Below are 12046 nucleotides of genomic sequence, written 5' to 3' on the forward strand. Positions count from 1 at the left end.
CGGCTTTCCGGGAAAATAAGATGACGTCGCATGACTTCCGGCCGTCCGCCGACAGGAGCGATCGCGCACTGCTTGCTTATGTGCAGCAGGAGCTGAGCGCGCCTGCGGAGGCGATTGCAGGCTATGCCGAAATTTTGCTGGACGAGGCCGAAAGGAACGGTCACGGGGAATTTCGTGACGACCTCGAGAAAATCCACGCCGCCAGCCGTTCGCTGATTGATGTCATCGCATCACTCGTCGGTCGCTCGCGCGAGGCGACGCGCGGGCCAAGCGAGGATTCCGAGGACTATCGTCGCCACTTGCGGCACGATCTGCGCACGCCCATCAACGCCATAAAGGGTTATGGCGAGATGCTGCGCGAAGACGCAGCGGGCATTGACGACGCGCAGGCGCTGGTCTTGGACCTCAATCGACTTCTGGAGGAAGCGTCGCGCCTGCTTGAGCGTATCGACGGCCTGGTCAGTTTTTCACTCCCCGAAACCGAGGCGGCGACGGACGCCGACATCGGCTCGGGACCTGTCTCCGCCATGGTCGCACATCGCTTCGTCGCCTCTGTCCAGCCGATCTCAGAAACCGAAGCCGATAGCGTCGCCGTACAGCCGAGCCGCATCCTTGTGGTCGACGACAACGCGTCCAATCGGGAACTCCTGAAGCGCCGTCTGGAACGACAGGGCCACTCTGTCGGGCTGGCTGAAAATGGGTCTTGCTCGCTGGAGATGTTGAGGGAGGCGCCCTTTGATCTCATTCTACTCGATCTGCTGATGCCGGATATCAGCGGCTTCGACGTTCTTTCGATCCTCAAGGCGGATCCTGCGTTGAGAGACATTCCAGTCATCGTGATATCGGCCTTGAACGAGATCGACTCCATCGTCAGATGCATCGAAGCGGGCGCCGATGATTATCTCGCAAAACCTTTCGATCCGGTGCTCCTTCGCGCGCGCATCGGATCGTCACTGGAGAAAAAGCATTTACGGGACCGAGAGCGCGAGGCGCTCGACGCGTTGCGCATCGAAAAAGAGCGCTCCGAGCAGCTTCTCCTCAACATTCTTCCGGCGCCGATTATCGCGCGCCTGAAGAGCGGCGAAACGGTCATCGCGGATCATGTCAGCGACGTCACGATTCTGTTTGCGGATTTCGTCGGCTTCACCGAACTCTCCTCCAAGCTGCCGGCTCCCGAACTTGTTGGCGTATTGGGAAGCGTTTTCTCGGCGTTTGACGGGCTCGCGCTCAAATTTGGCGTCGAGAAGATCAAGACGATTGGCGACGCCTACATGGTCGCCTGCGGGCTCTTCGGCGATCGGGACGATCACGCGCACGCCGTCGCGGACATGGCGTTGGCGATGGCCGAAACACTAGACATTCTCAACGATACTTTGCCGACGCCGCTCGAGATCAGGATGGGCATAAACTCCGGCGACGTCGTCGCGGGCGTCATCGGCGCGCACAAGTTCATTTACGATATTTGGGGCGATGCGGTGAACATTGCGAGCCGGCTGGAGTCGAGCAGCCTTCCGGGCCGCATCCAGGTTTCAGCATCGACCTACGAGCATTTGTGCAGGGACTTCGTTTTGGCGCCGCGCGACGGCCTCGAAATCAAAGGCAAGGGCGCCATGGAAGCGTTTTTTCTGACCGGGAGAAGGTAGGCGCAGCCGGTTGCACTGTAGGTTTGCGGGGCTGCTGCTGGTCACTCTTCTCGGTAGAGCAGCAGCAAGAGGCCCGATAAGATGAATGCCATGGGCCAAACATAACCAGCAATTCGACCCGCGGAGGTGTCGGACAGACGTATTTCCAGCCAGCGCGCGCTCGCGGAGACAACTCCGAGCAACGCGATAGGCGTATGACTGATCGCGACCAGAACCTCGTCTTTGCCTTCCGTGTGTCCATAGTGCGTCAACAGAAACGCTGCCGCCGCGCCAGTTGTTATCGGGAAGACGAAGGCTGGCCAGTCGGATTTAAAGCGGCCGCGTCGAACCTGCCATTCGAATATCGCAAAGGTCGCAATGAGGACCACAATGACCTTGTGTTGGACGATCTGAGGATCGCGAAGACTTTCAAAAAACCCTATGGGCCCAAGGGGCCATGCCGTCTCATCCGCGCGAATCACCAGAATGCCGCCAAGCAACAAGAATAACAAAGGCCAATGACGCGCCGCCGGCGCAGTTGGCCGATGGCGTTCAAGCAAGGCGAAAAAGCCCATGAGGACAACAAAAACGCCCGCCAAATGATGATTCATCTCCGCCCAGGCGATGTCCGCCGCGCTGGGTGGGCCGGGCGTTGCTGGTTCGCCTACGCTGGAGGCTGCTTGCGCAGCGGACAGCTCGGCATACGCTGGACTATAGAAACTCGGCCAGCGCGGCGCGAAACGCGCCGTGATCTCAGACAGGCTCGTGCGCTCCGCGCCGTCTGTTGGGAGCGACGCAGATGCAAGAGCGGCGGCGCAAAACAGCGCAACCAGGCCCAGTCCCACCTCCACCTCAGAGAAACGTAATAATCTTCTGATCGGCGTGGAAGAAATCCGCCACAGTTTACGCGTTGTCGAAAGATTTGCGGCGGCAAAGCACAGCAAGCCAAACAGGAGCACGATTTTAGTGCTGAGCAGCATTCCGTAATTCGTCTCATACAACGCGCTGAGATCCGACGTGTGGCGCGTCATCATCAAGAGGCCGGCAGCAATCAATGCGCCCACGGACCACATGGCGTTCCGCGAGAATTTGGAGACGATCAATCGCCGCGCCTCGCCGCTCTTCGTCATTCCGAGCGCGACCAACAAGAACGGAATGCCGCCGATCCAGATCGCCGCTGCAAGCACATGCACAATCTCGGTCGTCACCAGCAAGGCCGAGGCGACGGGGCGGCTCGCGGCATGTGTCACGCCCACATGCGCACACGCGAGCAGCAACGCTAAGGCGATCGCGCCCCCCCCCCACTTGAAAAAGGCGCTTGCGCCGAGGCGGGCGTAAAGCGCCAGTGCGCCCGACAGGATCATGGCGATGAAATGACTAACGACGGCGTTGGCGCTGGCTGCGACCGCAAAATCCACGTGCAACGTTCCGACGAGCATCGCGGTCAGCACGCCCACGGCGACGATCTCGCCGAAGACCGAAGCACAGCAGCTCCAAAAAAGGATACGAAGGCAACGTCGCGCAATTGGCGACTCTTCAGCGCCCAATTTCCCTTCGAGAGGGGACAGTACGAGCGTCAGAAACGCTACGCCACCCATGATGATCGCTTGCGTCGCGAGGAGATATGCGCGCAGCACGAGGTCCAAAAAGCCGTACAACGCAATGAAGGCTTGCATAATCAGCGTTCCACGCGGAAGTTCAGCCTGCCTTGCGTCAGATGGCCGTCAAGGCTCAGTATTTGCCACTCGAGCGTATACGCGCCCGACCGCAAGTCCGGCGCTCTCGCTTTTAGGCCCTCGGATACTGGGCTCGTTTCGAGAGGCTGAACGACGCTTTGATCTGCGGCCTTGAGAAGCGTGAGACGCGAAAGCTTCGAGTCAATGCGGCTGTTAAACCGAAGTTGAATGACGACTTCTCCGCTTGGAACTGTCGCGCCATCCTGAGGCGAAGCCGAAATGAGAGCCGCATGTGCGAGACAGGGAACGCGCACAAGCGTGAACGCCAGGATAAACGACAGAAGAAAGGGTAATTTTTTCCGTGGGATCATCGTGAGCCCTAATTGAAAACCACAGATTTCCGGCCGTTGACCGTCATTGCATTTAAGTCACGCGCGTATAGCGACAAGCGAGCATCGTCCATGTTTGCTGCGGTTTCTCCTCGGGCGTTTTGCCGTTGCTGATGCAATGACGAGCCTTTGTCGTCGCCGTAGAAGTCTCGTAACCGAAGCCCAATGCGCGAGGCCTGCGCCTTCAGCGCAGCAGCCCTAACGCGCAATGCGCCTAACGCCCTTTGGAGTCGTCAGCGGATGGAGGAACAGATTTCCGCGACGTTCGTACACGCCATGCCCGCGACTTTCCTGGCCAAACAGCATCACAGGATGGCCAAACCGGGCTCTGCGCGGCGCTAGTGGCTCGCGTCATCGATTTCTGAGTCTCTGTCTACACAACAGCGATCAAGGTGTTTCGTAGCCGGGAAAAAGATTGTCGTCATAACTACGTTGCTGCTGAGCGCGAAGGAGCGCGAGCAGCTTGCGTAATTGATCCGCTCGGCAAGCGTTCAGCGCGCTTGTTGAAGAGGGGGATCATCGCTTTCATTCTATCGGGGCTCGCCTTGCTTTTTTCGCTCATCCCCTTTTGAGCCGCGCTGCACGAACAACCCAGCAAGCAACCCCATCAAGGCTCCCACTGGCCCCGTGACGAAGGCAGATGTCATCACGATCTCAAGATCCTTGTCGTGCACGTTGCCAGAGAAAAGCGAGACGAGGACTCCTCCCAGTGCTGCTCCAGCGGCATAGCCGGCCAGCAGGCCTAATAGGGCGAAGAAGACTCGACGCATTTTGGCTTTCTCCTCTGGCCTGTGTGCGGCCGAGCAGGACTTTGTGCGCCTCTGGCTAACGTTCCTGCCAGAAAACGAACGAACGTTGCGTCCGGACGGCATTCATCTGTTTAACTTGCGATGCTGGTCTCCGGCGCAACCGATCTACGCTTGGCCGACGAGAATGCGTCAGACCCCTTTTCGCCGTATCGTGACACTGACCGCTTCAGTGCGACCGAACCGTTATGTGATGATCCCATCCTCGAGATTGATGATGCGATCGGCGATATCCAATATTCTATAGTCGTGGGTGACGATCAAAATCGTCGTTCCATTCTGCTTGGCGAGGCTTCTCAAGATCTCGACGGCCTCATGGCCGCTATTCTTATCGAGAGACGCGGTTGGCTCATCTGCGAGCACGATCTTCGGCCTGGAAACCAAGGCGCGCGCGATCGAAACGCGCTGGCGCTGTCCGCCAGAAAGCTGCTGGGGCCGATATTCCAGACGCTCCTCTAGTCCGACCTGAGTCAGAATTTGACGCGCGAGCCCGACCCGTTCCTTTTCAGAAAATAGATCATGCAGCTCAAGCGCCATGCAGACGTTCTCTGTGGCGGTCAGCGAGAGGAAGAGATTGTGCTGCTGAAAAATATATCCTGTCTGCCGCCGCACCGCGATCCGTGTGCTGGTTTCGCTTCGCACCAGTTGCTCGCCGAGCACGACGACGCTTCCGGAGGTTGCAAGCCTCAGTCCTCCCAAAATGGTCAACAGCGTCGTCTTTCCGGAGCCAGAGGGCCCGGTGAGAATAACGATTTCGCCAGTTTCGATGGAAAGATGAATGTTTGTCAGGACCTGACGACGCAACTCGCCTTGTCCAAAAGCGAAATTCAAACCTTTCACCTCGATCATGCTCATGAAAACATGTCGGCCGGATCCGTCGATTTCAATTTGCGTATCGCCAGCAAGCCAGCCAGCGCGCACATTGTCAGAATAAAAAAGAAGACGCTGGCGATACGCCCGATGGTCATAGGGAACGGGATAAAAATAGAACGTTCCGCTACTTGATAGAGCAGCGTGGACAACGCCATGCCCGGCAGAAATCCGAATACGGCCAAATATATCGACGACGCAAAAACGATATTTCGCAGATAAGACTGGCTGTATCCCATGGCCACCAGAGTGGCGTATTGTGGAATGTTGTTCCCAATATCCGTGAACAAGATCTGATAGACGATCACCATGCCAACGATCAGGCCCATGAGCGTGCCGAAACCGAAAATGAAGCCGAGCGGCGCCGAATTCTCCCAATAGGCTTGCTCGAACCGGACGAGCTCCTCATAGGTTAAGACCTGCACCTCCTGCCCGACGAGTCGCAGGAGTGCGGCCTGCGCCGCGGCGATGTCGGCGCCCGGCGCCAACAGGACGAAGCCGATATCAATCTGATCGAGGGATCGCGAAGGAAAAACGCGATGAAAGTTGAGATCGCTCATCACGACATTGCCATCGGCGGCGAAAGTGGTGCCCATATTGAAGGTGCCGACGAGCTTTACTTTGCGACCGTTTATTTCGGTGATGTCGCGCCCGGAGGCGATCAACTCCTTTATCGGACCAAACTCCGGGCGTGAGGTCACGTCGAAGAGCGCCGTATCCTGCCGCTGCAGCTCGGATCTGAACGTCGCAAAGTCGTCAATATGAATGAGCTCGGCCGTGGGATCGTACCCATAAATCATCAGCGTCCGCTGGATGTGGGTATCCATATTCTTGAATTGTCCGAGCGACATGTAGAGGGGCACGACTCGCCGCACCGCCGGAAGGCCCAAGGCGCGCATCAGGATGCTGCGTTCGAAGGAGACCGGGCGCCAGAGGGCTTCCGTCTGCTTGTGCAGCAGAAACAGCTGGCCCTGCATCTTCAGCGGCGCGGAAGACGCGCTGGTGTAAAGCGAATCTCGAAAGCCTAGTTGCATGAACACGAGCACGCAGGCGAATAGCACGCCCAAAGTGGCGGCAAGCAGTTTGGGCTTGTCGTAGATGAGCTGGCGCCACGCCAATCGAGCGGCGAAGAGCGCCGGGGGTAAACCGCTCACTTTTCTATTTGCACCTGAACCTGACGGAAGAGCTGGTGCCAAAGCTGCTCGATGCCAGGACGCTCCAAAGTCAGCCGCACCTCAACGATCCTATTGTCGCGGTCGGCGAGCGGATCAGCGTCGTTGACGTGATTTTTGCGGACGAGAAAAGCGATCTCGCGCACCTTTGCCGGATAGGGCGCCGTCCGCTCCGGAAGTTTTACAATCGCCTTCTGACCGACTCTGACCCGTGGAATGTCGGTCTCGTAAACTTCGGCGACGACGTCCAGCTCGTTGAGGTTCGCAATGTCGGCCACGCCGTTGGGACCGATGCGCTCGCCGGGGCGCGCATTGATCTTGATGACGACGCCGTCGATCGGCGCGGTCGACACCGCCTGCGACAGCTGCGCCTCCTTGAGCTCCAGATTGGCCTCGCTCTGCAGTACGCTCGCGGTCGCGACGTCGACATCCGCCTTGGCCTTTTTCAGGCGCAACTCGACGCCATCAACCACGGAAAGGGTGGCGGAGCCGGACTTGTACAGGCTCTTCTTGCGCTCGGCGTCCCGCTGGGCGCTCTCGAGTTCGGCCTCGGCAGCAAGGCGGCGCGCCTTGGCGGCACTAATTTCCGCCGCAGCGAGCGCCACTTCCGCTCGGCGACGACGCCAGTCCGAGAGCACCGCGATCCGGGTCCCCGCCTTGATGGCCTGGCCTTCCCGCACCAGTATTTCGCCGACCACGCCGCCGGTCGCGGCCGCCTCGTTCGAGACTCGGATGAGTCGCGAGCGCGGCTCGATCCAGCCCAGCGCGCCAACGCCGAGGGCCGCGGGAGCCCACGTCGCTTCTTTTATCGGTTTGGCGGGCGCGTCGTCGGCGCCCACGAAATACGCCCAGACGAAAAGCGGCACGCCGATGGTCAACGCTGCGATGAGAAGGATTTGCAGCATCAATCGCAGGGAAATGCGACTCCGCAGCAAACGTTCCGCCCGATGCAGAGCCGCGCCATCCGACATTCCGAAACGAAATTCGTGGTTCATTTCACCCACCGCCATGCCGTTATCGGGATTTAGACATTGCCGCCGCAGTCCTTAGACGCGCTCTGTTCCAGGCTCATCTTCGACAACGCAACCGCTTATTTCTCGTCCTGGACGCCTGAGCCTTTGCGATATTAACGCCGCGGCGGACTCCGCGCCATCGTTTAATGCGATTTCATCAGCGACCGCCCGCGCACGATCAGCATAACTAGCCGACGACAAGAGCCATTCAATGTTCCGCGCCAATTGATCAGCGGAGACGTCTTTAGCCTTCAGCGTACGCGCAACGCCAAGTCGCCTCAGGCGCTCAGCGATATCGAATTGGTCGTTACAAAAGGGGGTTACGAGTTGTGGCTTGCCGGCGCGAAGAGCCTGCCCCACAGATCCCATTCCGCCGTGATGAACCACAGCGCAACATCTGGGAAACAGCAGCGAATGCGGGACGTAGCCGTGCACGGAAATCTCGGAAGACATCTCTTGGCGCAATTTGTTCACATCGGCGCTATCCGCCAAAAGAATAGCGCGCCTTTTGAGGGACCGAGCTGCGATGGCGCAGTCTCGAAAATAGTCTATCCGATCGATCGCGACGAGGCTCCCAAGCGTGAAGACGATAGGTTCGGACCCTGAGTCCAAAAATTCTATTAACTCAGACGGAAGCCCCTCCGGGTCCGACCCGCCCGCTGGCGTGTTGCACCCGTCGTGGAAACTATGTCCAACAACAATTTCCGACCTTGTCCGCTTGGAAGCCGGGGGCATCAGGAGTGAGCTGAACAACCCGATCGTCAGGGCTCCGCCGGGGGCGCCCACCAACAGCTCAAACCCGCGCACGCCAGGCAAACCCAGTTCATCTCTGAATCGTGCAAGCGGCGAAGCCAGGAGAGTCAACGCCGCTTCGATCGTTTTTAGCAGGAGCCCATTATATCCGACGGCGAGCGGCGACCGAGACGTCATGAACGGCGCCGGCGTCCCTAACGGAGGATTGTCCCCAGAAAACAGCAGCATGGGCGAAAGAAACACGTTGAAGAGAGGAAGATTCCGCTGTTCTGCGGCGGCCTTGGCGCCGAACGCCAGGCAATGCGCGACGACGCCGTCAACGTCCTTCGTCAGTTCCATGACGTCATGGTAGGCGTCGCGAAGATGTGGAAACATCACCTGATCGAATAGGAATCTTTTACTCCGCGACATTTTGGTCGCGATCTCGCCCTTCTGCATATTCAGCCGAGATGAGATTTCTCCGAGATCCGGCCGCATAGGCCGAAAGTCCAGCCCTTCGCTCTGCACCAGATCCCGATATTCTTCTGACGTGGCGATGACCGGGACGCACCCGTGCCGCTGCAGCGCGCGCCCTAGTCCAATAAACGGATTCACATCGCCAAGCGTGCCAAAGGTCGCGATAAGGATCTTAGGGCGGTCTAAGGCCATTGGATCACTTCTTTTTTGGCGGCGCGGCTCGAAACCAGCGGCCGCCGAATTTTATCGAAACCGAAATGGCGGGCGATCAGCCAGTCCATGAGGCGCGCCGGTATGAGCAGCTGTGCGTAGTAATGGAAGGCGCTGCTGCCGAGCACGAGGATGCGCAGCGGCGGCCGCGACACGACGAGCGCGCGATGGACTGCTTCGGCCACAACCGCTGGCCCGACCGCGGTGCGCCCCTGGTCCACCGCCCATTTCTGCACGCGGCGCGCGGCTGGGCCGTAGATTGTCCGGTCGAAGGCGGCGAAGGCGGCCGATTCGGCCTTGTCCCAGATCGGCGTGGCGATCATGCCGGGCTCGATCACCACGACCGCGATCCCATAGACCGCCAATTCGCGGCGGAGCGCGTCGGACATGGCTTCGAGCGCGAATTTCGAGGCGCTGTAGGGTCCCATCAACGGCCCGACCATCCGGCCCGCCACCGAGCTCATATTGACGATGCGGCCAGGCGGCTCTCCCTGAGAGGCGCGGGCGCCGAGCAGCGGCGCGAAGGCCTGCGTCACCCGAATCTGGCCGATGACGTTGACCTCAAACTGGCGGCGCAGCTCCTCGATCGGCACATGCAGCAGCGGTCCCGCCACGGCCATTCCGGCGTTGTTGACGAGCCCCGCCAGCGTCCCGCCCTGAAGCCGGTCCTCGACCTCAGCGGCTGCCCGCGCGACCGCATCGCCGTCGGTCACATCGAAGAAGAGCGGCGCGTAATTTTCGCCGAATTGCGCCTTCAGACGCTCGGCGTCGGCGGCCGTGCGCACCGAGCCGAAAACCAGGAAATCCTTTTCGACGAGCAGCCTGACGCAGGCTTCGCCGATGCCCGTCGACGCGCCTGTAACGACGACGGCCCGCTTCGCGCCCTCGCTCATGCGGAAATCCCCTGCGCTTCGAGCAACCGCGTCAGGCCTTCGCTCATAGAGGCGTCGCCTCGCTCATCCGTCCGCCGTCCGGCGATGGGTGCGGACAGACCTCGCTGAGCCGCGCGAGCCTTAAGCCTCGCTCTTCCAGCATGTCGGGTAGGCGCGGCGAGAGCAGGAAGGCGAGCTCCTGCTCGCGGGTGACGGTCACCCAGTCTTGGGCCCTGAGCTCGTCGTCGACATGGCCGGGATGGCACATGACGAGATGGCGGCGCCCCGGCGCGCGAAGATAAGTCTCGAAGGCTCGTGCGTAGTCCTTCCCCGGATCGAAAACCGAGTGGCCGGAGAAACCTTCATTGGTCACGAAGCCCTGACGCAGCGCGGCGCGGCGAAAACCCGAGGACAGGCCCTGAACAGCGAGCGCCAGTGCGAGCGTTTTGGGCGCATGGGCCCCGCGCATGACGATGCGATGGAGCTCGTCGCCGGCGTCGCGCAGCCAAACCCGACCGGCGAGCCCTCGGGCCGCCAAGGCCTCAATCAACGCGTCGCGGACGCCCGGCAGCCCATGCACATGTTGATGGCCGTCGACGTAATCCGGCGCGCGGCCCATCACCGTCTCGAAGCGGTCCAGCTGGCGATCGATCTCAGCGCGAATCTCAGCCAAGGGAAGTTTGCGGCGCAGGGCGAGGCGGATGACGGTCGTGACCGGCGGAAAGCTCCCCTCCGAAGTGAAGGTCGGCATCGGTCCCAGCGGGCGGCCCAGCGTGAGGTTGAAATGCAGACCGACGTCTGCGTTGCCGCAGCGCCGGCGCAATTCGACTCCCATGGCGGGCCAGCGTGGGCCATTCACCAACGCCGAGACCGCCGTCAGCCGGCCGGCGTCCAGCGCCTCGAGAATGCCGATGCTCACCCCGTAGGACAGGCCGTAATCGTCCGCACAGATCGCGACGATGCGGTCGTCGCTCATTTTTCCCGCCCTTCGACCGCGCGCGGCCGTTTGGAACACAGGCGAATGAGAGAGGCGCGTCTCCACTCCGCAAGGACTCGTGATCGACGCTGGCTGTTTGAACAACGCGTCGCGATGCAGCGACCGACGCCATGGGCGCCGGTGACAGTGGCGGGCAATGTCGTGAGCATCATCGTGAGCTGCTTCAATAGATGAAGGAATATGCCGAAAACGACATGCCCGCGCTGGCGACGACCGCGGCAAGCAGGTCTCCACGCGCCACGCGTTGTTCTTCGATCGCGAACGCCATGGCCGCCGGCACCGAGCAGGAAACAAGATTGCCGCAACGCGGGTAAACGTTCGACACCAGATGCCGCAGCTTGAACAGATCGGCGAGGTCGTCGCCCGCCTTTTGCGACGCCGCGTGAGGGAAAATCGCGCGGAGCTTGTCCAAAGGCGGATTGAGGTCTTGAAACACCTGGATGAGCTCGGGGCCCGCGGCCTCAAACAACTCGTAACCGTAGGACGTGAACCGGTTGCCGTTCTTGCCGATGCGCTCAGTCTGGTTGCAATAGCCCTGAAAGCCATTGACGGGGATCGTGCAGAGATCGGCGAGATCTGGCCGGGAGCGGAACTTGAACTTCCACTCGTTCGTCGGATCGGCTGAAAAAATGGTCGCCGTGGCCGCCTCGCCGATCGTGTATGTCGGGAACGTCCAGGTCAACTCACCCTCGTGCCGCAGGGCGAAATTGCCGAGCCGATTGCCGGTGACGCTGAACTCGGCATTGACGATCATCGCACGCTTGCTGCTTCCCGACTGCAGGAAGTGATAGATGATCTGCGCGCCCCGCGACCAGCTGTTGCAGGCGTCCAGCACATCGAAGCAGTGCGCATTCTTGAAGCCCAGCGCATGCGCCACGAGATAAGCGCCGGCCGGCTCGATGAATCCGCGTCCGACCCCAACATAGACGAGCGTGTCGATGTCATCCTTGGTGCATTTCGCTTCTTCCAGCGCCGCGTCGATGGCGCCGGTCAAGACGCTCAACGGCGTTTCGTTTTCCTCAAGCGCGTAACGCGTCTGCGCGCCGCTGTAGGTCAGCCAGCTCTCGATTCTCTTTATCGCCGCGTCGAGATCGCCGTCATACGTCGCTTCGCTGCTTTCACGGACAATCTGAAGGATGTCTTCATTCGACAGCTTGCGCGACGGCAAGGCGGCCTTCACGGCATCAATGCGCATTTCTTATTTTCCTCG

The 12046-nt window shown here is 60.2% G+C and carries 11 protein-coding genes; 1 reads left to right on the top strand and 10 read right to left on the bottom strand.

Features of this window, described 5'->3' with window-relative positions; genetic code table 11:
• The first annotated feature begins 20 nt into the window (after positions 1 to 20).
• The gene (locus ACPS74_RS07250; protein ID WP_051381773.1) at positions 21 to 1643 is read left to right on the top strand and encodes an adenylate/guanylate cyclase domain-containing protein; all 1623 of its coding nucleotides are present in this window, start codon (positions 21 to 23) and stop codon (positions 1641 to 1643) included.
• A gap of 41 nt (positions 1644 to 1684) precedes the next feature.
• Here the strand turns inward: ACPS74_RS07250 and ACPS74_RS07255 are convergent, their stop codons facing one another.
• The 10 genes from ACPS74_RS07255 to ACPS74_RS07300 all read right to left on the bottom strand — a co-directional run bounded on the left by ACPS74_RS07255 (position 1685) and on the right by ACPS74_RS07300 (position 12031).
• Complete coding sequence (locus ACPS74_RS07255; RefSeq protein ID WP_239753933.1) at positions 1685 to 3079, bottom strand: copper resistance D family protein; 1395 nt, start codon at positions 3077 to 3079, stop codon at positions 1685 to 1687.
• 221 nt (positions 3080 to 3300) lie between these two features.
• Positions 3301 to 3669 (bottom strand): copper resistance CopC family protein, encoded by a 369-nt coding sequence (locus ACPS74_RS07260; protein WP_029650735.1) that lies wholly within the window; start codon positions 3667 to 3669, stop codon positions 3301 to 3303.
• Positions 3670 to 4217: 548 nt separating this feature from the next.
• Positions 4218 to 4457 (bottom strand): hypothetical protein, encoded by a 240-nt coding sequence (locus tag ACPS74_RS07265; protein ID WP_036241861.1) that lies wholly within the window; start codon positions 4455 to 4457, stop codon positions 4218 to 4220.
• 222 nt (positions 4458 to 4679) lie between these two features.
• Complete coding sequence (locus ACPS74_RS07270; RefSeq protein ID WP_029650734.1) at positions 4680 to 5348, bottom strand: ATP-binding cassette domain-containing protein; 669 nt, start codon at positions 5346 to 5348, stop codon at positions 4680 to 4682.
• Positions 5345 to 6517, bottom strand: coding sequence for an ABC transporter permease DevC (gene devC / locus ACPS74_RS07275; protein WP_029650732.1), 1173 nt, complete (start codon positions 6515 to 6517; stop codon positions 5345 to 5347). The genes ACPS74_RS07270 and devC overlap by 4 nt, the downstream gene beginning before the upstream one ends.
• Positions 6514 to 7374 carry an HlyD family efflux transporter periplasmic adaptor subunit gene (locus ACPS74_RS07280; RefSeq protein ID WP_239753914.1) on the bottom strand — a complete coding sequence of 287 codons (861 nt, stop codon included), beginning with the start codon at positions 7372 to 7374 and terminating at the stop codon, positions 6514 to 6516. Before ACPS74_RS07280 ends, devC begins: the two co-directional genes overlap by 4 nt.
• Before the next feature lie 207 nt (positions 7375 to 7581).
• Positions 7582 to 8949, bottom strand: a complete 1368-nt coding sequence (locus ACPS74_RS07285; RefSeq protein ID WP_029650728.1) for a glycosyltransferase — start codon at positions 8947 to 8949, stop codon at positions 7582 to 7584.
• Positions 8940 to 9860: an SDR family NAD(P)-dependent oxidoreductase gene (locus ACPS74_RS07290; protein WP_029650726.1), complete on the bottom strand. Its 921-nt coding sequence runs from the start codon at positions 9858 to 9860 to the stop codon at positions 8940 to 8942. The genes ACPS74_RS07285 and ACPS74_RS07290 overlap by 10 nt, the downstream gene beginning before the upstream one ends.
• 43 nt (positions 9861 to 9903) lie before the next feature.
• Positions 9904 to 10815, bottom strand: coding sequence for a ChbG/HpnK family deacetylase (locus ACPS74_RS07295; protein ID WP_036241860.1), 912 nt, complete (start codon positions 10813 to 10815; stop codon positions 9904 to 9906).
• 184 nt (positions 10816 to 10999) lie between these two features.
• Positions 11000 to 12031: a 3-oxoacyl-[acyl-carrier-protein] synthase III C-terminal domain-containing protein gene (locus ACPS74_RS07300; protein ID WP_029650722.1), complete on the bottom strand. Its 1032-nt coding sequence runs from the start codon at positions 12029 to 12031 to the stop codon at positions 11000 to 11002.
• Between the last annotated feature and the right edge of the window lie 15 nt (positions 12032 to 12046).

This window comes from Methylocystis sp. SB2 (assembly GCF_049817085.1).
Classification (GTDB): domain Bacteria; phylum Pseudomonadota; class Alphaproteobacteria; order Rhizobiales; family Beijerinckiaceae; genus Methylocystis; species Methylocystis rosea.